General features: G+C 70.0%; 16 protein-coding genes. 10 read left to right on the top strand and 6 right to left on the bottom strand.

Annotation, left to right across the window (positions count from 1 at the left end; translation table 11 throughout):
- Window positions 1–50: 50 nt before the first annotated feature.
- Complete coding sequence (mpl, locus tag FZO89_RS06145; RefSeq protein WP_262378546.1) at window positions 51–1,412, bottom strand: UDP-N-acetylmuramate:L-alanyl-gamma-D-glutamyl-meso-diaminopimelate ligase; 1,362 nt, start codon at window positions 1,410–1,412, stop codon at window positions 51–53.
- A 131-nt stretch (window positions 1,413–1,543) separates the two neighbouring features.
- Between mpl and FZO89_RS06150 the strand changes: the two genes are divergently transcribed.
- On the top strand, window positions 1,544–2,050 hold the full coding sequence (locus tag FZO89_RS06150; RefSeq protein ID WP_187471053.1) for a DUF411 domain-containing protein: 507 nt from the start codon (window positions 1,544–1,546) through the stop codon (window positions 2,048–2,050).
- A gap of 111 nt (window positions 2,051–2,161) precedes the next feature.
- Here the strand turns inward: FZO89_RS06150 and FZO89_RS06155 are convergent, their stop codons facing one another.
- Window positions 2,162–2,740 carry an adenylate kinase gene (locus FZO89_RS06155; protein ID WP_149102414.1) on the bottom strand — a complete coding sequence of 193 codons (579 nt, stop codon included), beginning with the start codon at window positions 2,738–2,740 and terminating at the stop codon, window positions 2,162–2,164.
- A 128-nt stretch (window positions 2,741–2,868) separates the two neighbouring features.
- On the opposite strand from FZO89_RS06155, the gene FZO89_RS06160 reads away from it, so the two are divergent.
- Window positions 2,869–4,125 (top strand): 6-phosphofructokinase, encoded by a 1,257-nt coding sequence (locus tag FZO89_RS06160; RefSeq protein WP_149102415.1) that lies wholly within the window; start codon window positions 2,869–2,871, stop codon window positions 4,123–4,125.
- Window positions 4,126–4,252: 127 nt separating this feature from the next.
- Here the strand turns inward: FZO89_RS06160 and ilvD are convergent, their stop codons facing one another.
- Window positions 4,253–6,094, bottom strand: a complete 1,842-nt coding sequence (ilvD, locus tag FZO89_RS06165; RefSeq protein ID WP_149102416.1) for a dihydroxy-acid dehydratase — start codon at window positions 6,092–6,094, stop codon at window positions 4,253–4,255.
- 372 nt (window positions 6,095–6,466) lie between these two features.
- On the opposite strand from ilvD, the gene ilvC reads away from it, so the two are divergent.
- From ilvC to leuB, 7 genes are all read left to right on the top strand, one after another.
- Complete coding sequence (ilvC, locus tag FZO89_RS06170) at window positions 6,467–7,459, top strand: ketol-acid reductoisomerase (RefSeq protein WP_149102417.1); 993 nt, start codon at window positions 6,467–6,469, stop codon at window positions 7,457–7,459.
- Window positions 7,459–9,228, top strand: coding sequence for an acetolactate synthase 2 catalytic subunit (gene ilvG / locus FZO89_RS06175; protein ID WP_149102418.1), 1,770 nt, complete (start codon window positions 7,459–7,461; stop codon window positions 9,226–9,228). The genes ilvC and ilvG overlap by 1 nt, the downstream gene beginning before the upstream one ends.
- Window positions 9,212–9,448: an ACT domain-containing protein gene (locus tag FZO89_RS06180; protein WP_149102419.1), complete on the top strand. Its 237-nt coding sequence runs from the start codon at window positions 9,212–9,214 to the stop codon at window positions 9,446–9,448. The genes ilvG and FZO89_RS06180 overlap by 17 nt, the downstream gene beginning before the upstream one ends.
- A gap of 110 nt (window positions 9,449–9,558) precedes the next feature.
- On the top strand, window positions 9,559–10,491 hold the full coding sequence (locus tag FZO89_RS06185; protein WP_149102420.1) for an aminotransferase class IV: 933 nt from the start codon (window positions 9,559–9,561) through the stop codon (window positions 10,489–10,491).
- Window positions 10,491–11,606 carry a threonine dehydratase gene (locus FZO89_RS06190; RefSeq protein WP_149102421.1) on the top strand — a complete coding sequence of 372 codons (1,116 nt, stop codon included), beginning with the start codon at window positions 10,491–10,493 and terminating at the stop codon, window positions 11,604–11,606. The genes FZO89_RS06185 and FZO89_RS06190 overlap by 1 nt, the downstream gene beginning before the upstream one ends.
- A complete protein-coding gene (locus FZO89_RS06195) occupies window positions 11,603–13,153 on the top strand; it encodes a 2-isopropylmalate synthase (protein ID WP_149102422.1) in 1,551 nt (516 codons plus the stop codon). Before FZO89_RS06190 ends, FZO89_RS06195 begins: the two co-directional genes overlap by 4 nt.
- A gap of 114 nt (window positions 13,154–13,267) precedes the next feature.
- Window positions 13,268–14,326 carry a 3-isopropylmalate dehydrogenase gene (gene leuB / locus FZO89_RS06200; RefSeq protein WP_149102423.1) on the top strand — a complete coding sequence of 353 codons (1,059 nt, stop codon included), beginning with the start codon at window positions 13,268–13,270 and terminating at the stop codon, window positions 14,324–14,326.
- A gap of 96 nt (window positions 14,327–14,422) precedes the next feature.
- Here the strand turns inward: leuB and leuD are convergent, their stop codons facing one another.
- On the bottom strand, window positions 14,423–15,070 hold the full coding sequence (leuD, locus tag FZO89_RS06205) for a 3-isopropylmalate dehydratase small subunit (RefSeq protein ID WP_149102424.1): 648 nt from the start codon (window positions 15,068–15,070) through the stop codon (window positions 14,423–14,425).
- 81 nt (window positions 15,071–15,151) lie between these two features.
- Entirely contained in the window at window positions 15,152–16,585 is a 1,434-nt protein-coding gene (leuC, locus tag FZO89_RS06210; RefSeq protein WP_149102425.1) for a 3-isopropylmalate dehydratase large subunit, read from the bottom strand.
- A gap of 130 nt (window positions 16,586–16,715) precedes the next feature.
- Here leuC and FZO89_RS06215 point away from each other — a divergent pair, with 130 nt between their 5' ends.
- Window positions 16,716–17,591, top strand: coding sequence for a LysR family transcriptional regulator (locus FZO89_RS06215; RefSeq protein WP_149102426.1), 876 nt, complete (start codon window positions 16,716–16,718; stop codon window positions 17,589–17,591).
- 3 nt (window positions 17,592–17,594) lie between these two features.
- Here the strand turns inward: FZO89_RS06215 and FZO89_RS06220 are convergent, their stop codons facing one another.
- Window positions 17,595–20,789: an efflux RND transporter permease subunit gene (locus tag FZO89_RS06220; RefSeq protein ID WP_149102427.1), complete on the bottom strand. Its 3,195-nt coding sequence runs from the start codon at window positions 20,787–20,789 to the stop codon at window positions 17,595–17,597.
- Window positions 20,790–20,825: the final 36 nt, after the last annotated feature.

A 20,825-nucleotide genomic window follows, 5' to 3' on the forward strand; every position in this document is an offset into this window, starting at 1 on the left:
TTTCCGCTCGGTCAAGGCATCGTGCCCTGACCCGCGCGCAAAACCGCGGCTTACGCGGCCTTGAGCGAGGCGAGGAACCGCGACGGCGCGCCGTCGAAGCCGCCGTTGGACATGAAGACCACATGGTCGCCGGCGAGCGCGATTTCCCGCAATGTCGCCAGCAGCGCATCGGCGTCCGGCACCGCGCGTGCGTCGCCGCGCACCGCCGAGACCACGGCCGCCGCCTCCCAGGGCAGTTCCGGCCGCGCCAGGAACACCACCGCATCCGCCCCGTCCAGCGAGGGTGCCAGTGCCTCCGCGTGCGCGCCCAGCCGCATCGAATTGCTGCGCGGCTCCATCGCCACCACGATCCGCGCCCCACCGACCTTCGCGCGCAGGCCCGCGAGGGTGGTCGCGATCGCGGTCGGATGGTGGGCGAAATCGTCGTAGACGGTGATGCCCTGCGCCTGCCCCAGCAGTTCCATCCTGCGCTTGACGCTGCGGAACCGGGCCAGTGCCGGGATCACGGCCGCCACGTCCACGCCCACCGCCGCGCACGCGGCCAGCGCCGCAAGTCCGTTGAGCACGTTGTGGTCGCCCAGCAGCGGCCATTCGACCGTGCCCAGCACCTGGCCGCCACGCTGCACCGCGAACGCGCTGCCGTCGTCGCGCAGCTTGCGCGCGCTCCACTCGAAGCCGTCGTCGAAGCCGAAGCGCTCGACCGGCGTCCAGCAGCCCATCTCCAGCACCTCGCGCAGCCGCGCGTCGTGGCCGTTGACCAGCAGCCGCCCGCGCGAGGGCACCGTGCGCACCAGATGGTGGAACTGGCGCTGGATCGCGGCCACGTCGGGGAAGATGTCGGCGTGGTCGTACTCGAGGTTGTTGAGGACCGCCACCAGCGGCCGGTAGTGCACGAACTTGCTGCGCTTGTCGAAGAAGGCGGTGTCGTATTCGTCGGCCTCGACCACGAACTCCCGCCCCGCCCCCAGCCGCGCCGACACCCCGAAATCCTCCGCCACCCCGCCGATCAGGAAGCCGGGATCGCGCCCCGCGGCCTGCAGCAGGAACGCCAGGATCGTCGTGGTCGTGGTCTTGCCGTGGGTGCCGGCCACCGCCAGCACGTCGCGCCCGGGCAGCACCGCCTCGCGCAGCCACTCCGCGCCCGAGGTGTAGGCGCGGCCGCCGTCGAGCACCGCCTCCACCGCCGGGTTGCCGCGCGAGAGCGCGTTGCCGATGACCACGGTGTCGCAGTCGGGCGACAGGTGCTCCGCGCGATAGCCCTGCTTCAGGGCGATGCCGAGGCGTTCGAGCTGGGTCGACATCGGCGGATACACCGTCTGGTCGCTGCCCTCGACGGCGTGGCCGAGTTCGCGCGCGAGCGCGGCGACACCGCCCATGAAGGTGCCGGCGATGCCGAGGATGTGCAGTTTCAAGCGCTGGGCTGCCGTTGCGGGACCGTCGCGCACTTTACCCAAAGCCGCGCCGGCGCGGCGCCTGATCCCGGTCAAGGCCGGTTGCGGGCGGACCGGTAGACTGACCGTATCGTCCGCGCCGAGGAGCCGCCATGCCCCGCCTGCTGTCCGCCATCGCCACCCTGTCGCTGCTGCTCTCCGGATGCGCCGCGGCGGAATCCGCCGCGCCCGGCGAGCCCGCCGCGGCGATCCCGGCCACGGTGGCCGATGCCGCGCTGCCGCTGCTGACCGTCCACAAGCACCCGAGCTGCGGCTGTTGCGGGCTGTGGATCGAGCATATGCGCGAGGCCGGTTTCGAGGTCGACGCGCGCGACAACACGGACATGGCGGCGGTGAAGGACGCCGCGGGCGTGCCCCACGCGCTCGGTTCGTGCCATACCGCCGAGGTCGCGGGCTATTTCATCGAAGGCCACGTGCCGGCGGCGGACGTGCTGCGGCTGCTGCGCGAGCGCCCGCAGGCCCGCGGCCTGGCCCTGCCCGGCATGCCGCTGGGATCGCCGGGCATGGAGCATCCGGACGGCATCGTGCAGCCCTACACGGTCTCGCTGGTTCTGGAGGACGGCAGTACCCGCGAATTCGGCCGGCACCCGCGCGACTGACCGGGCGCCTCGCCGCGCCTCGGCCGCTCGGGAGTCGCGTCCGTCCGGCCCGACCAGTCCGAACCCCTTGCTGGGCGAATGCCTCGCCGCCGCCGCACGCCGCGATGCCGCTCAGCCGACCGCCTTCTCCGGCGCGATCGCCTCGACGATCCGGGTGAAGACCTCGTCCAGCGTCCCCACGCCGTCGACCACGGTCAGCTGGCCATGCTGGCGGTAGAAGTCGATCACCGGCGCGGTCTGCTGGTCGTACACCTGCAGCCGCTTGCGCACCGCTTCGGGAGCGTCGTCTGCGCGACCCTCGGCCTGGGCGCGGCCGGCCAGGCGCTCGACGATCTGCTCGTTGTCTACCGCCAGTTGCACCGCCGCGTCGAACTTCTGGCCGAGGCTGTGCAGCAGTTCGTCCAGCGCCGCCGCCTGGGCGAGGTTGCGCGGATAGCCGTCGAGGATGAAGCCGGCCTTCGTGTCGTCGCGCGAGAATCGGTCGCGCAGCATGCCCAGCAGGATCCCGTCGCTGACCAGGTCGCCGCGGGCCATGACTTCCTTGGCCTGCAGCCCCAGCGGCGTTCCCGCCGCCACTTCGGCGCGCAGCAGGTCGCCAGTGGAGATGTGCGGTACCTGCAGGTACTCCTTGAGGCGAGCCGCCTGCGTGCCCTTGCCCGAGCCGGGCGCTCCCAACAACACCAATCGCATCGAGGACTCCCCACCAGATCGAAACCGGAGGCGGTCGCGGGCGGTTGCTACACTCCGGCCGGAACCGCGGATTCAGCCGCCAGCTTAACCCATCGACCCGACCCCCCGACCTCATCCCAAGGGCGCATATGGCTTCCGGAACCCTGCTCTACTCCCAGTCCGGCGGTGTCACCGCCGTCATCAACGCCACCGCCTCGGGGGTGATCTCCGAGGCCCGCGCGCGCAAGGTGAAGGTATTGGCGGCGCGCAACGGCATCCTCGGCGCGCTGCGCGAGGAGCTGGTGGACACCTCGAAGGAGTCGGCGGCGGCGATCCGCGGACTGGCGCACACCCCCGGCGGCGCGTTCGGCTCCTGTCGCTACAAGCTCAAGTCGGTCGAGGCCGATCGCGCGAAGTACGAGCGTCTGCTGGCGGTGTTCAAGGCCCACGACGTGCGCTGGTTCCTCTACAACGGCGGCAACGATTCGGCCGACACCGCCAACAAGGTCTCGAAGCTGGCGGCCGAGTTCGGCTATCCGCTGACCTGCATCGGCGTACCGAAGACGATCGACAACGACCTGGCGGTGACCGACTGCTGTCCGGGGTTCGGCTCGGCCGCCAAATACACCGCGGTCTCCGTGCGCGAGGCCGCGCTGGACGTGGCGGCGATGGCCGAGACCTCGACCAAGGTGTTCGTGTACGAGGCGATGGGCCGCCACGCCGGCTGGCTGGCCGCCGCCGCGGGCCTGGCCGGCAAGGGCCCGGACGAGGCGCCGCACCTGATCCTGTTCCCAGAGCGCCCTTATGACGAGGCCGATTTCCTCAAGCAGGTGAAGAAGGTGGTCGCGCGTGTGGGTTATTGCGTGGTCGTCGCCAGCGAGGGCATCCAGACCGCCGACGGCCGCTTCGTCGCCGACTCCGGCGGCGGCAAGGACTCGTTCGGCCACACCCAGCTCGGCGGCGTGGCCTCGTACCTGGCCGGCAAGGTCAAGGACGAACTCGGCTTCAAGGTCCACTGGACCCTGCCCGACTACCTGCAACGCTCCGCGCGCCACCTCGCCTCGAAGACCGACCTGGACCAGGCGGTGGCCGTCGGCAAGGCCGCGGTGCAGTTCGCGCTGAAGGGGCAGAACGCGACCATGCCGGTGATCGTGCGCAGCTCCGACTCGCCGTACCGCTGGAAGATCGGCAGCGCGCCGCTCGACAAGGTCGCGAACCACGAGAAGAAGTTCCCTGCCGGCTTCATCCGCCGCGACGGTTACGGCATCACCGACAAGGCCCGCGCGTACCTCGAACCCTTGATCCGCGGCGAGGCGCCACCGCCCTACGGCAAGGACGGGATCCCGGCCTATGTCACGCTGAAGAACGTAGCGATGAAGAAGAAGCTCCCCGGATGGGACGGCTAGCACGCGCTGCGCGCTGCGCCGTAACGTAGCCCGGGTAAGCGAAGCGCACCCGGGAGGACGTCGCGCAAAACCCCCGGTGCGCTTCGCTTACCCGGGCTACGCGTCTATGCGGTTGCAGCGCGGACGATCAGCCCGCTTCCAGCAGCGCCAGGTTGCGCACCGCGCCCTTGTCGGCGCTGGTGGCCAGCAGGGCATAGGCCTTGAGCGCGGCGCTGACCTTGCGTGCGCGCGGCTGCGCGGGTTTCCAGCCCTTCGCATCCTGTTCGGCGCGGCGCCCGGCCAGCTCCTCTTCCGGCACCATCAGGTCGATCGTGCGCGCGGGGATGTCGATGCGGATGCGATCGCCGTCGCGGACCAGGCCGATGCTGCCGCCGGCCGCCGCCTCGGGCGATACGTGGCCGATGGAGAGGCCGGAGGTGCCACCGGAAAATCGTCCGTCGGTCAGCAGCGCGCACTGCTTGCCCAGGCCTTTCGACTTGAGGTAGCTGGTGGGGTACAGCATCTCCTGCATGCCGGGGCCGCCCTTCGGACCCTCGTAACGGATCACCACGATGTCGCCGGGCTTCACCTCGTCGCCGAGGATGCCCTGCACCGCAGCGTCCTGGCTCTCGTAGACGCGCGCGCTGCCTTCGAAGAGGTGGATCGATTCGTCGACGCCGGCGGTCTTCACCACGCAGCCGTCGACGGCGATGTTGCCGTGAAGCACGGCCAGGCCGCCTTCCTGCGAGTAGGCGTGTTCGACGCTGCGGATGCAGCCTTCGCTGCGATCGGTATCGAGCGTCGCCCAGCGCGTGGCCTGGCTGAAGGCGGTCTGGGTCGGGATGCCGGCAGGACCGGCGCGATAGAAGGTGGCCACGGCCTCGTCCTCGACCGTGGCGACATCCCACTTCGCGATCGCCTCGGCCAGGCTCGGGGCGTGCACGGTGGGGACGTGGGTATGCAGCAGCCCGCCACGCGCGAGTTCGCCGAGGATCGCCATGATCCCGCCGGCGCGGTGCACGTCCTCGATGTGGTACTTCTGCGTGTTCGGCGCGACCTTGCACAGCTGCGGCACGCGACGCGAAAGGCGGTCGATGTCGTGCAGGGTGAACGGCACCCCGCCCTCCTGCGCCGCGGCCAGCAGGTGCAGGATGGTGTTGGTCGAGCCGCCCATCGCGATGTCGAGCGTCATCGCGTTCTCGAACGCCTCGAAGGTGGCGATCCCGCGCGGCAGCGCGCCGGGATCCTCCGCGCCGTACCAGCGATGGCACAGTTCCACCGCGGTGCGGCCGGCGCGCAGGAACAGCTGCTCGCGGTCGGCGTGCGTCGCCAGCACCGTGCCGTTGCCAGGCAGCGACAATCCCAGCGCCTCGGTCAGGCAGTTCATCGAGTTGGCGGTGAACATGCCGCTGCACGAGCCGCAGGTCGGGCAGGCGCTGCGTTCCACCGCGGCCACCTGCTCATCCGACGCCGAGGGGTCGGCCGCCATCACCATCGCGTCGACCAGGTCGAGCTTGTGGTCGGCCAGCGCGGTCTTGCCCGCCTCCATCGGCCCGCCGGAGACGAACACCGTGGGCACGTTGAGCCGCAGCGCGGCCATCAGCATGCCCGGCGTGATCTTGTCGCAGTTGGAGATGCACACCAGCGCGTCGGCGCAGTGGGCGTTGACCATGTATTCGACCGCGTCGGCGATCACCTCGCGGCTGGGCAGCGAGTACAGCATGCCGTCGTGGCCCATCGCGATGCCGTCGTCGACGGCGATCGTGCTGAACTCCTTGGCCACGCCGCCAACGCGCTCGATCTCGCGCGCGACCAGCTGGCCGAGGTCCTTCAGGTGCACATGGCCGGGCACGAACTGGGTGAAGGAGTTGGCGATGGCCACGATCGGCTTGTGGAAGTCGTCGTCCTGCATGCCGGTGGCACGCCACAGCGCGCGGGCGCCGGCCATGTTGCGGCCGTGGGTGGAGGTCCGGGAACGGTATTCGGGCATGGAACTTCGCGGGGAGCGGGATGACGCAATGCGTCAAAGCGACATTCTCGGCAGTTTTCGCGGTTTCAGTTGCAACGATTTCCGCCGCAACGAACCTCACCGGGTATTTTTGCCCATGTCGCTTGACAAGGCCGGAAAGCCCGGTTTAGTTTGCGTGAATGCTGCAACGCCACACCAGCCCGAAGAACGCCTGCGACGCCGCCGCGTCGTCGCTTCTCGTAGTCGTCCTTATTACCTCGCCAACAGGTGCGGGACGATCGGGCGCGTAAGCAGCAGGCGCCGAATCGCAAAACCCCGCACCGCAAGGGCGGGGTTTTTTGTTGCCCACCACATTCCCTTCCATCCACCCGGATCCACAGCAGAGAGCCCCAGATGACCCAGTCTTCCCTTCCCAAGCCCAGCATCGCCATCGTCGGCTACGGCAGCCAGGGCCGCGCGCATGCGCTGAACCTGCGCGATTCGGGCTTCGACGTGACCGTCGGCCTGCGTCCGGGTGGCCCGACCGAAGCCAAGGCCAAGGCCGACGGTTTCACCGTCAAGGCACCTGCAGAAGCGGTGAAGGAGGCCGACCTGGTGGCGGTGCTCACGCCCGACATGGTGCAGCGGAAGGTCTACGCGGACGCGCTCGCGCCGAACATGAAGCAGGGCGCCTGCCTGCTGTTCGCGCATGGGCTGAACGTGCATTTCGGCATGATCGCCCCGCGCGAAGATCTCGACGTGATCCTGGTCGCGCCCAAGGGGCCGGGCGCGCTGGTGCGCCGCGAATACGAGATCGGCCGCGGCGTGCCCTGCATCTGGGCCGTGCACCAGGACCGCAGCGGCAAGGCGAAGCAGCTGGCGCTGGCCTACGCCGACGGCCTCGGCGGCGCGCGCGCCAACCTGATCGAGACCACCTTCAAGGAAGAGACCGAGACCGACCTGTTCGGCGAGCAGGCGGTGCTGTGCGGCGGCGCCTCGTCGCTGGTGCAGGCGGGCTTCGAGGTGCTGGTGGAAGCCGGCTACCAGCCGGAGATCGCCTATTACGAGGTCCTGCACGAGCTGAAGCTGATCGTCGACCTGTTCTACGAAGGCGGCATCACCCGCATGCTCGAGTTCGTCTCCGAGACCGCGCAGTACGGCGACTACGTCAGCGGCCCGCGCGTGATCGACGCTTCGGTGAAGGAGCGCATGCGCGACGTGCTCAAGGACATCCAGGACGGCACCTTCACCCGCAACTGGGTGGCCGAGCACGAAGCCGGCCTGCCGAACTACAACAGGTTCAAGCAGGCCGACCTCGACCACCCGATCGAAGTGGTCGGCAAGCAGCTGCGCGCGAAGATGGTGTGGCTGGACAACTCCCCGAAGGAACAGAAAGAGGCCGCGTGATGAACGGTGCGCACTGGCTGGTGCAGGCCCTGGAGGCGGAAGGCGTGGACGCGCTGTTCGGCTATCCGGGCGGGACGATCATGCCCTTCTACGACGCGCTCCACGGCGCGTCGCTGAAGCATGTCCTGGTACGGCACGAGCAGGGCGCGGCGTTCGCCGCGAACGGCTACGCGCGCGCCAGCGGCCGCGTCGGCGTGTGCGTGGCGACCTCCGGCCCGGGCGCATCGAACCTGGTGACCGGCATCGCCGATGCGATGTTCGACTCGGTGCCGATGGTGGTCCTCACCGGCCAGGTGCCCACCTTCCTGATGGGCACCGACGCGTTCCAGGAGCTGGACGTGTTCGGCATGACCATGCCGATCGTCAAGCACAGCTTCCTGCCGCGCAGTGTCGACGACCTGCCGCGGATGTTCGCCGAGGCCTTCCGCATCGCCCGCAGCGGGCGCCCGGGACCGGTGCTGATCGACCTGCCCAAGGACGTGCAGATGGCCGACGCCTCGCACCTGCCGGTGCATTCGCCGCTGCCGGTCGAGCCGGTGCCGAATCCGCCCGACGCCGCCTTGCACGAGGCCGCCGCGCTGATCTCGCAGTGCCGCAAGCCGGTGGTGTACGCCGGCGGCGGCGTGGTGCTGGGCGATGCGGTGGAAGCGTTCCGCGAGTTCGTCGACCTCACCGGGCTGCCGACCGTGCTCACCCTCAAGGGCCTGGGCGCGCTGCCGGCGAACCATCCCGGCAACCTGGGCATGCTCGGCATGCACGGCAGCCGCGCCGCGAACATGGCGGTGCAGGAGGCGGACCTGCTGTTCGTGGTCGGCGCGCGCTTCGACGATCGCGCCACCGGCAAGCTCGCCGAGTTCGCCCCCAACGCGCGCGTGGTGCACCTGGATGGCGATTGCTGCGAGATCAGCAAGCTGCGCGCCGCCGATGTCGCGGTTCCGGGCGACCTCGCCGCCAGCCTGTCGCGGCTGGCCGCGCCGCTGGCCGCGCAGATGGAAGGCCGCCACGCGGCCGCGCGCAAGGCCTGGCGCGATACCTGCCTGCAGCGCAGCCAGCGCCACGCCGCGCGCTACGACGCGCCCGGCGAGACCGTGTACGCGCCGGCGCTGCTCAAGCGCCTGAGCGAACTGGCGCCGAACGCGATCGTCTCCTGCGACGTCGGCCAGCACCAGATGTGGGTCGCGCAGCACTGGCGCTTCAACCACCCGCGTCAGCACCTGACCAGCGGCTCGCTCGGCGCGATGGGCTTCGGCCTGCCGGCGGCGATGGGGGCGCAGATGGAAAACCCGGAGGCGCAGGTGGTCTGCGTCAGCGGCGACGGCTCGTTCATGATGAACATCCAGGAGCTGGCCACCATCCGCCGCTACCGGCTGCCGGTGAAGATCGTGCTGCTCGACAATTCCGCGCTGGGCATGGTCCGTCAGTGGCAGGAGCTGTTCTTCGAGAAGCGCTATTCGGAGATCGACCTGTCCGACAATCCGGACTTCGCCGAGGTCGCGCGGGCGTTCGGTATCCAGGCGCTGCACGTGGACAAGGCCGCCCACGTCGACGATGCGCTGCGCGCGCTGCTGGCGGCCGACGGCCCGACCCTGCTGCACGTCGCGATCGACACCGCCGCCAATGTCTGGCCGCTGGTGCCGCCCAACCACAACAACGCGCAGATGATGGATCCGGACGACGCCGGCACGCTCGACATCGGCGAACCCGCCGCGACCCAGCCGCCGTCCGCATCGTCGGCCTCCGAGGAGCCCAGCAATGCGCTACCAGCTTGACTTCACCCTGCGCAGCGCCGAGGGCGTGCTGGCGCGCGTGCTCGGCGCCACCGAGCGCCGCGGGTTCCGGCCACTGTCGGTCGACGGCCAGGCGCAGCCAGAGGGCGACCGCTTCCACCTGCGCATGACGGTCGAGGGCGATCGTTCAGACGCCTCGCTGCAGCAGCAGCTAGCGAAGATGTACGACTGCCTGTCGGTATCGGTACAGCCCTGCCCGTAGGGCGATCCGCGCAGCCATCGCTTCGTTCCGGCTTCGCCCCGCTCCCAGGATTCGCCGCTTTTCTCCGCCCTCCACCCTACTCGCGGGCCAGCCCGCATACCGGACCCCACATGAGCGCCACCGTCACCCCGATCGCCGAAGCCGCCCACGCCCGCCACGCCACGCAGCCGCGCGCGGACGCCGCCACCGTGTTCGCCTGGTTCGACGGCGCGCTGGTCGACGCCGGGGCGATGCAGGCCGGCCTGACCACGCACGCCATGCACTACGGCAGCGGCGTGTTCGAGGGCATGCGTGCCTACGCGACGGAATCCGGCGCGGCCGTGTTCCGCCTGCCCGAGCACCTGGAGCGCATGCGCCGCGGCGCGGAGATGTTCGGACTGCCGTTCGACCCGGCGCTGTGCGCCGAGGCCACGCTCGCCACCCTGCGGGCCAACCGCCACGCCGACGCCTACATCCGGCCGCTGGCATGGTTCGGCGAAGGCGGGTTCGGGCTCGACGTCGAGGGCCACGTGCCGCACATGATGGTGGCCACCACCGCCACCAGCGTGCACCTCAACGGCAGCCGCGCGCGCCTGGGCGTGGGCAAGTGGCGCCGCAACCCGGCCGACTCGCTGCCGCCGCTCAAGCTGTGCGGCAGCTATGTGAACTCGATCCTGGCCAAGCGCGAGGCCAAGGCGCGCGGCTTCGACGAGGCGCTGTTCACCGATCGCGAGGGGTTCACGGTCGAGTGCACCGGCGCCAACGTGTTCATGGTCAAGGACGGCCGCCTGACCGCCGTCGAACACCGCGATGCGCTGCCCGGCATCACCCGCGACACCCTGCTGCAGCTCACCGGGGCGCCGTCGCGCATGGTGCCGCTGGCCGAACTGATGGACGCGGACGAAGTGTTCGCCTGCGGGACCGCGGCCGAGGTCGCGCCGGTGGCGCAGATCGAGGAGCGGGAGTTCGGCGACAACCCGGTCACGCGTGAACTGGCCGAACTCTACGGCCGGGTGGTGCGCGGCCGCGAACCGGCCTGGCGCCACTGGCTCACGGACCTCTGATGGATCCTGCCGTAGCCAGCACCATCGACGTGACCGCCGGCGACGTGCTGGCGGCGCAGGCGCGGCTGCGCAGGTACCTCGACGTCACCCCCACCCACTACGCCGAACGCTTCGGCACCTGGCTGAAGCTCGAGAACCTGCAGCGCACCGGCTCGTACAAGGTCCGTGGCGCGCTCAACGCGCTGCTGGCGGCGCGCGAGCGCGGCGACGACCGCCGCGTCATCACCGCCTCGGCCGGCAACCACGCGCAGGGCATGGCCTGGGCCGCGTACCGCCTCGGCATCCCGGCGATCACGGTGATGCCCCGGACCGCGCCGGAAACCAAGGTGGCCGGCGTCGCCCACTGGGGCGCGACCGTGCGCCTGCATGGCGAGACCTACGACGAGGCCAAGGCCTTCGCCCGGGAACTGGCCGAGCAGAACGGCTTCCGGCTGCTGTCGGCCTTCGACGATCCCGACGTGATCGCCGGCCAGGGCACGGTCGGCCTGGAAATCGCCGCGGCAATGAACCCGGACGTGGTGCTGGTGCCGATCGGCGGCGGCGGGCTGGCCTCCGGCGTGGCGCTGGCACTGAAGTCCCAGGGCGTGCGCATCGTCGGCGCGCAGGTGGAAGGCGTCGACGCCATGACGCGGGCGCTCAGGGGCGACCGCACGCTGGTCGACCCTCGCGCCACCCTGGCCGACGGCGTGCGCGTGAAGGAGCCGGGCTATCTCACCGAACGCCTGCTGCGGGAACTGCTCGACGACGTGGTCATCGTGCGCGAGGCCGAACTGCGCGAGACCCTGGTGCGGCTGGCACTGGAGGAACACGTGATCGCCGAAGGTGCCGGCGCGCTGGCGCTGGCCGCGGGCAAGCGCGTGGCCGGCAAGCGCAAGTGCGCGGTGGTGTCCGGCGGCAACGTCGACGCCGCGGTGCTGGCGGCCCTGCTCTCCGAGGTGCGGCCGCGGCCGCCGCGCAAGCCGCGGCGCCGGGCCCGCGAGCGACTTCCCTCGCCGGCGACGAAGCAGCCACCGCTTCCCGCCGGCCTGCTCCCGGTCCATGACGCAGCGCAACCCCGGCCGCAACCGGCAACGGGTAACATCGACAACGAGCTTCCCGAGGAACTCCTCGCATGAACACCACCCCCGAGTTCGTACGCATCTTCGACACCACCCTGCGCGACGGCGAGCAGTCCCCCGGCTGCAGCATGACCCCGCAGCAGAAGGTGGTGATGGCGCGGGCGCTGGCGGAACTGGGCGTCGACATCATCGAAACCGGCTTCCCCGCCAGTTCCCAGTCCGACCGCGAGGCCACCGCGCAGATCGCGCGCGAACTGCGCGGCACCACACTGGCGGTGCTGTCGCGCTGCCTGCCCGGCGACATCGAGGCCTCGGCACGCGCGCTGGAAGGCGCCGCGAAGCCGCGCATCCACGTGTTCCTGTCCACCAGCCCGCTGCACCGCGAGCACAAGCTGCGGATGAGCAAGGCCCAGGTACTCGATTCGATCGGCACCCACGTGTCGATGGCGCGCGGCCACGTCGAGGACATCGAGTTCTCTCCCGAGGACGGCACCCGCACCGAGGAGGAGTTCCTGCACGAAGCCGTGGCCGTGGCCATCGCCGCCGGCGCCACCACCATCAACGTGCCGGACACCCTGGGCTACACCACGCCCGAGGAGATCCGCGGGCTGTTCGAGCGCATGATCGCGAACATTCCGGGCGCGCGCGACGTGATCTTCAGCGCCCACTGCCACAACGACCTGGGCCTGGCCGTGGCCAATTCGCTGGCGGCGATGGAGGGCGGCGCGCGCCAGATCGAGTGCACCATCAACGGCATCGGCGAGCGCGCCGGCAACGCCGCGCTGGAAGAACTGGTGATGGCGCTGAAGGTCCGCAATGCCTTCTACAACATCGACAGCCGGGTCGACACGCGCCGCCTGGTGCCGACGTCGCAGCTGCTGCAGCGCCTGATCGGCATGCCGGTGCAGCGCAACAAGGCGATCGTCGGCCAGAACGCGTTCGCGCACGAGTCCGGCATCCACCAGCACGGCATGCTGCGCAACCGCAGCACCTACGAGATCATGAACCCGTCCGACGTCGGCTGGCCCGACACCAAGATGGTGCTGGGACGCCACAGCGGCCGCGCCGCGGTCGGCCACCGCCTGCGCGCGCTGGGGTACACGATGGAGGACGAGCAGCTCGACCAGGTGTTCGTGCAGTTCAAGGCGCTGTGCGAGCAGCAGCGCGTGGTCGAGGACGACGACCTGGAGCGCCTGATCGACGGCGGCGTCAGCGGCATGGGCTATCGCCTGTCGTCGATGACCATCAGCGACCGTGGCCAGCGCGCGAGCGCGCAGGTCGAGCTGTCCGACCCCGACGGCAGGAAGATCAGCGAAAGCGCGCTCGGCGACGGTCCGGTCGATGCGCTGTTCGCGGCGCTCGCCAATGCCACCGGCGTGAAGCTGTCGCTGGAGAGCTACAGCGTGCACAGCGTCGGCCTCGGCACCGATGCGCAGGGCGAGGCGTCGCTGAGCGTCCACCACGAGGGCACCGAGTACCAGGGCAGCGGCACCAGCCGCGACATCATCGAGGCCAGCGCGCTGGCCTGGCTGGACGTCGCCAACCGGATCCTGCGGCGCACACCCGCCGGCACGCCCACGGTCGACGCGCGGGCGACGGCCTGAGGCCACGCGCGTCCCGATGCCGGCTGCGCCCCGGTGCGCGGCCGGCGCATCCGCACCCGCCAGGCCGGCCCCGATGCCGGCCGGTTCCCTTCTCCCTTTCCACGTTGCGAGTCCATGCACGCTGACATCGTCGTACTGCCCGGGGACGGCATCGGTCCCGAGATCGTCGCCGCCACCCTGCCCGTCCTCGAGGCCGTCGCTTCGCGCTACGGCCACGCGTTCTCCTTCGCCGAACACGACATCGGCGGCGTCGCGATCGACCGCCACGGCGAGCCGCTCCCGGCGGCGACGCTCGAGGCTGCGCGCAGGGCGGACGCCGTGCTGCTCGGCGCGGTCGGCGGTCCGAAGTGGTCCGACCCGAACGCGAAGGTACGCCCGGAGCAGGGCCTGCTCGCGATCCGCAAGGCGCTGGGCCTGTTCGCCAACCTGCGCCCGGTGCGCCCGCACGCGGCCGCGCTCGGCGCGTCGCCGATCAAGTCCGAACTGCTGCAAGGCGTGGACATCATGGTGGTGCGCGAGCTCACCGGCGGCATCTACTTCGGCGACAAGACCCGCAGCGAGACCGAGGCGACCGACCTCTGCCGCTACAGCGTGGTCGAGATCGAACGCGTGGTCCGCAGCGCGGCGGCGCTTGCGCGCGCTCGCCGCGGCCACCTGACCTCGGTCGACAAGGCCAACGTGCTGGAAACCTCGCGGCTTTGGCGCGACGTCACCACGCGCGTGATGCGCGACGAATTCCCCGACGTGACCCTCGAGCACCAGCTGGTCGACTCGATGGCGATGCACCTGCTGTCGAAGCCACGCGCCTACGACGTGATCGTGACCGAGAACATGTTCGGCGACATCCTCACCGACGAGGCCTCGATGCTGGCCGGTTCGCTCGGCCTGCTGGCGTCGGCGTCGCTCGGCTCGGGCAAGGTCGGGATCTACGAGCCGATCCACGGCTCCGCGCCCGACATCGCCGGCAAGGGCATCGCCAACCCCTATGCCACCATCCTCAGCGCGGCGATGCTGCTGCGCCATTCGCTGGGACTGGAGGCCGAGGCCGCGGCGGTCGAGGCCGCCGTCTCGTCGGCGCTCGATGCGAAGGTGTTCACCGCCGACCTCGCGGCCGCGGGCCAGGGTGTCGACACGCGGACCGCGGCCCAGGCTGTCGTCGACCGCCTCGCCTGACGCATGCGCGCAACTGCGCGGCATGCGTCATTCCCGCCCAGGCCTGTTTCCCGCTTGCGTGGTTGCCAACCGGCGACCGACGGGCTCACCTGGGAATCAAGTGCCAGCGCCGAACAACCAGGGCTGCGACGCGCGATGGCGCGCTTCGAACGAGGCGATCGCCTCGTGCTCCTGCAGGGTCAGGCCGATGTCGTCGAGGCCGTTGTACAGGCAGTGCTTGCGGAAGGCGTCAATCTCGAACCGGTACTGCACGCCATCGGGCCGGGTCACCATCTGCGACGCGAGGTCGACGGTGAGCTGGTAGCCGGGTGTCGCCTCGCACTGTTCGAACAGCGCGTCGACCGCCGCTGCGTCCAGCACGATCGGAAGCAGCCCGTTCTTGAAACTGTTGTTGTAGAAGATGTCGGCGAAGCTCGGCGCGACGATCGCACGGAATCCGTATTCCTCCAGCGCCCAGGGCGCGTGCTCGCGCGAGGAGCCGCAACCGAAGTTCTCGCGCGCCAGCAGCACGCTGGCGCCGCGGTAGCGCGGGAAGTTGAGCACGAAGTCCGGATTGACCGGGCGTACGCTGTTGTCCTGCCCCGGCTGGCCGATGTCGAGGTAGCGCCATTCGTCGAACAGGTTCGGCCCGAAGCCGCTGCGCCTGATCGACTTCAGGAACTGCTTGGGGATGATCTGGTCGGTGTCGACGTTGGCGCGGTCCAGCGGTGCGACCAGGCCGGTGTGGGTGGTGAAGGGAGTCATGGCTTCGTGTCTGGTGATTGGTGATTGGCAAGGGCGTCCGGAGTCGTAGGCTTCGCTTTTTTTCGAATCACGAATTACAAATTACGAATCACTACTGGCCATTTCCCGCACATCCACGAAATGCCCCGACACCGCCGCCGCAGCGGCCATCGCCGGGCTGACCAGGTGGGTGCGCCCGCCGGCGCCCTGGCGGCCTTCGAAGTTGCGGTTGGAGGTGGACGCGCAATGCTCGCCGCTGCCGAGCTTGTCGGGATTCATCGCCAGGCACATCGAGCACCCCGGTTCGCGCCACTCGAATCCGGCGTCGAGGAATACCCTGTCCAGGCCTTCCGCTTCGGCTTGCGCCTTGACCAGGCCGGAACCGGGCACCACCAGCGCCTGCTTGATGGTGGACGCCACCTTGCGACCCCTGGCGACGGCCGCCGCCGCACGCAGGTCCTCGATCCGCGAATTGGTGCAGGAGCCGATGAACACGCGGTCGAGCCGGATCGTGGTGATCGGCTGGTTCGCCTCCAGCCCCATGTACTTCAGCGCGCGGGTGATCGAATCCTTGCGCACCGGGTCGGGTTCGCGTTCCGGGTCGGGCACGTTCTGGTCCACCGCCAGCACCATCTCCGGCGACGTGCCCCAGCTGACCTGCGGCTTGATGTCCTCGGCGCGCAGCTCGACCACGGTGTCGAAGTGTGCGTCCTCGTCGGACACCAGCCCCTGCCACGCGGCCACGGCGGCGTCCCAGTCGGCGCCTCTGGGCGCGAACGGGCGGCCTTTCACGTACTCGATCGTCTTTTCGTCGACCGCCACCATGCCCACGCGCGCACCGGCCTCGATCGCCATGTTGCAGATGGTCATGCGGCCTTCCATCGACAGCGCACGGATCGCGCTGCCGCCGAACTCCAGCGCATGGCCGTTGCCGCCGGCGGTGCCGATCCGGCCGATCACCGCCAGCACGATGTCCTTTGCGGTGACGCCGAACGGCAGCTCGCCGTCCACGCGCACCAGCATGTTCTTCATCTTCTTCGCCACCAGGCACTGGGTGGCCAGCACGTGCTCGACCTCGGAGGTGCCGATGCCGTGCGCCAGCGCACCGAACGCACCATGGGTGGAGGTGTGCGAGTCGCCGCAGACCACGGTCATGCCCGGCAGGGTCGCGCCCTGCTCCGGGCCGACCACGTGCACGATGCCCTGGCGGGCGTCGTTCATCTTGAACTCGAGGATGCCGAAGTCGTCGCAGTTCTCGTCCAGCGTCTGCACCTGCAGCCGCGAGACCTCGTCGACGATCGACTCCAGCCCACCCTGCCGCTCGGCGCGGGTGGTCGGCACGTTGTGGTCGGGCGTGGCGATGTTGGCGTCGATGCGCCAGGGCTTGCGGCCGGCCAGACGCAGGCCCTCGAACGCCTGCGGCGAGGTGACCTCGTGCAGGATGTGGCGGTCGATGTAGATCAGCGAGGAGCCGTCGTCGCGGCGCTTGACCTCGTGCATCTCCCACAGCTTGTCGTACAGCGTCTTGCCTGCCATCGGCGTGCCCCGCGTCGGTCCGTTGGTCTGGGTGGCCTCGGCGCGGACGCCGGGCGACCCCATCCTAGGCACTTGCCATCAATAACTCCAATTCATATTTTTCATTCTTCGAATAACCAGACGGAATGAAGTGGACCTCGCCAGCCTGGAGGCTTTCGTCGCGGTCGCCGACAGTGGCGGCTTTTCGGCCGCGGGCGAACGCCTGCACCTGACCCAGCCCGCCGTGAGCAAGCGCATCGCAGTACTCGAGGGGCAGCTCGGCCGACGCCTGTTCGACCGGGTCGGGCGCGAGGTGGCGCTGACCGAGGCCGGGCAGTCGCTGCTGCCCCGCGCCCGCCGCATCCTGGCCGAACTGGAGGACACCCGCCGCGCGCTCGGCCACCTCGACGCCGAGGTCGGTGGCCGGCTGAGCCTGGCCACCAGCCACCACATCGGCCTGCATCGCCTGCCGCCTCTGCTCCGGCGTTTCGGCCAGACCCATCCGCTGGCCGCACTCGACCTGCGCTTTCTCGATTCGGAACAGGCCTGGGCCGAGGTGCTGCACGGCCGGCTGGAACTGGCGATCACCACGCTGGGGCCCGCCGCGGCACCGCTGCGCACGGTTCCGGTCTGGGATGACCGGCTGGAGTTCGTGGTCGCACCGGACCATCCGCTGGCCGGGCGCGAACAGGTGGACCTGCGCGACCTCGCCGCGCATCCGGCGGTGCTGCCCGACGCCAACACCTTCACCCACCGCATCGTCGCCGAACGCTTCGCCGCCGAGGACCTGGCGCCGACGCTGCGCATGACCACCAACACCATGGAGACGCTGCGCATGCTGGCCAGCGTCGGCCTGGCCTGGAGCGTGCTGCCTCAGACGATGCTCGACGCGCAGACCGTGGTACTGCGCGTGCCGGGCGTGGCGTTGCAGCGCCAGCTGGGCTACGTGACCCACGCAGGGCGCACGCTGTCGAGTGCGGCGCGGGCGTTCATGGCGCTGCTCGACGACGCCGCCGCACGCGACTGAGGCTCAGCCCGACGGGGCGGGCTGTGGCTGCGATGCAGCTGGTTCCGGTTCATCGCGGCGCACCCGGAACCACGCTGCGTACAGCGCCGGCAGGAACAGCAGGGTCAGCACCGTCGCCACCGTCAGACCGCCCATGATCGCCACCGCCATCGGCCCGAAGAACACGCTGCGCGAGAGCGGGATCATCGCCAGGATCGCGGCCAGCGCGGTCAGCACGATCGGCCGGAAGCGGCGCACCGTGGCATCGACCACCGCATCCCAGCGCGCGTGCCCGGCGGCGATGTCCTGCTCGATCTGGTCCACGAGGATCACCGAGTTGCGCATGATCATGCCCGCCAGCGCGATCGTGCCCAGCATCGCCACGAAGCCGAACGGCACCCGGAACACCAGCAGGAACAGCACCACGCCGATCATCCCAAGCGGCGCGGTCAGCAGCACCAGCGCGGTCCGCGACAGGCTGCGCAGCTGCAGCATCAGCAGCGTCACCACCACGAACAGGAACAGCGGCAGCCCGGCCCTGATCGAATCCTGGCCGCGGGTGGAGTCCTCGACCGTGCCGCCGGTCTCGAGCCGGTAGCCCCCGGGCAGTTCCGCGCGGATTTCCTCAAGGGTCGGCAGGATCTGCGCGACCACCGTCGGCGGCGTCAGCCGGTCGCGGATGTCGGCGCGCACGGTGACGGTCGGCAGCCGGTCGCGATGCCAGATGATGCCGTCCTCGAACACGTATTCGAGGTTGCCGATCTGCGACAGCGGCACCGACTGCCCGCTCTGTGTCGGGACCGCCAGGCTGCCGAGCAGGTCGAGCCGCGCGCGCTCGTCGTCCGTGCCGCGCAGCAACATGCCGACCAGCTCGTTGCCTTCGCGATAGGTGCTGACCTGCAGCCCGCTCAGCGAACCGGACAGGAACTGCGCGACATGCTGCGAACTGACGCCGAGCGCGCGGGCGCGGTCCTGGTCGATGCGCACCCGCACCACCTTGCTCGGCTCGTCCCAGTCGAGGTTGACGTTGGCCACGTGCGGATTCTCCCGCACCTTCTCCGCGACCCGCACGGCGATCGCGCGCACGCGCTCGACGTGTTCGCCGGAAACGCGCAGCTGCACCGGATAGCCCACCGGCGGCCCGGTCTCCAGTCGCGTCACCCGCAGCTGCAGCTCGGGGAACGCGGGGGCGACCTCGTCGGTCAGCCAGGCGCGCAGCGCCTCGCGCGCGTCGACGTCCCGGGTCATCACCACGAACTGGGCGAAGTTGGGCTGCGGCAGTTGCTGGTCGAGCGGCAGGTAGAAGCGTGGCGAACCGGTGCCGACGTAGGCGACGTAGTTCTCGACGCCCTCGCGCCCGTCGAGCAGCGCCTCGAGCCGCCGCACCTGCGCTTCGGTCGCGCGCAGCGAACTGCCTTCGGCCAGCTCGACGTCGATCATCAGCTCGAGCCGGGTGGAATCCGGGAAGAACTGCTGCGGCACGAAGCGGAACATCGCGATCGAGGCGACGAAGGCCGCGACGGTCGCCCCGATCACCAGCCAGCGATGGCGCAGCGACCAGTCGAGCACGCCACGCAGGCGAACATAGAACGGCCGCTGGTAAGGATCGTGGTCATGCGCGTCGTGCGCCGCCGGTTGCAGTGCGAACGCCAGCCGCGGCCAGCGCAACGCCATGCGTTCGCGCTGCCCGCGCCAGCGCGCGGCCAGGGATCCCGGGCGTGGCGGCCGCGGATGCGCAAGATCCGGCAGCATCTTGTCGCCCAGGTACGGGATGAACAGCACCGCGGCCACCCAGGACACCAGCAGCGCGATCGTCACCACCTGGAACAGCGAGCGCGTGTACTCGCCGGTGCCGGAAGCGGCGGTCGCGATCGGCAGGAAGCCGGCGGCGGTCACCAGGGTGCCGGTGAGCATCGGGAAGGCGGTGCTGGTCCAGGCGAAGCTCGCCGCGCGGAAGCGGTCGAAGCCCTGCTCCATCTTGATCGCCATCATCTCCACCGCGATGATCGCGTCGTCGACCATCAGCCCCAGCGCCAGCACCAGCGCGCCGAGCGAGATCTTGTGCAGGCCGACGTCGAACCAGCGCATGGCGATGAAGGTCATCGCCAGCACCAGCGGGATCGACACCGCGACCACCAGCCCGGTGCGGAAGCCGAGCGAGAAGAAGCTGACCAGCAGCACGATGGTCACCGCCTCGGCCAGCACGCGCATGAACTCGCCGACCGAAGCATCCACCGCCGCCGGCTGGTCGGCGACCTTGCGCAGTTCCATGCCTGCCGGCAGGGTGCGCTGCAGCCGCGCGAATTCGCGCTCGAGGGTCTCGCCCAGGCGCAGGATGTCGCCCCCTTCGTGCATCGACACGGCCAGGCCGATCGCGTCCTCGCCCATGAAGCGCATGCGCGGCGCCGCCGGATCGGCGAAGCCGCGGGTCACCGTGCCGATGTCGCCGAGGCGGATGGTGCGGTCGCCGGCGCGGATCGGGAACTGACGCACCTGCTCGACCGAACCGAACGCACCATCCACGCGGATCTGGACGCGGTCGGTGGCGGTTTCGAAGAAACCGGCCGGCACCACCGCGTTCTGCTGCGACAGCGCCTCCTGCACCGCCGCCAGCGGGATCCCGAGCGTGGCCAGCCGGGTGTTGCTGACCTCGATCCACAGCTTCTCGTCCTGCAGGCCGACCAGTTCGACCTTGCCGACGTCGTCCATGCGCTGCAGCTCGAGCTGCACCCGGTCGGCGTAGTCCTTGAGCACCGCGTAGTCGAAGCCCTTCCCGGTCAGCGCGTAGATGTTGCCGAAGGTGTCGCCGAACTCGTCGTTGAAGAACGGTCCGACCACGCCCTCGGGCAGGGTGGCGCGGATGTCGCCGACCTTCTTGCGCACCTGGTACCAGAGGTCCGGGATCTCGCGCGAATGCATCGCATCGCGGGCCATGAAGATCACCTGCGACTCGCCCGGGCGCGAGTACGAGCGGATGAACTCGTAGTCGCCGGTCTCCATCAGCTTCTTCTCGATCCGCTCGGTGACCTGGCGCGCGACCTCGTCGGCGGTCGCGCCCGGCCACAGCGTGCGCACCACCATCGCCTTGAAGGTGAAAGGCGGGTCCTCGGAACGGCCGAGTTGCAGGTACGAGAACACGCCCGCGATCGCGACCACGATCATCGTGTAGAGCACCAGGCTGCGGTTGCGCAGCGCCCACTCGGAGAGGTTGAAGCGCATCGTTCAGCGGCTCCGTGGTGCGCCAACGCGGCCTGC

This window comes from Luteimonas viscosa (assembly GCF_008244685.1).
Classification (GTDB): Bacteria; Pseudomonadota; Gammaproteobacteria; order Xanthomonadales; family Xanthomonadaceae; genus Luteimonas; species Luteimonas viscosa.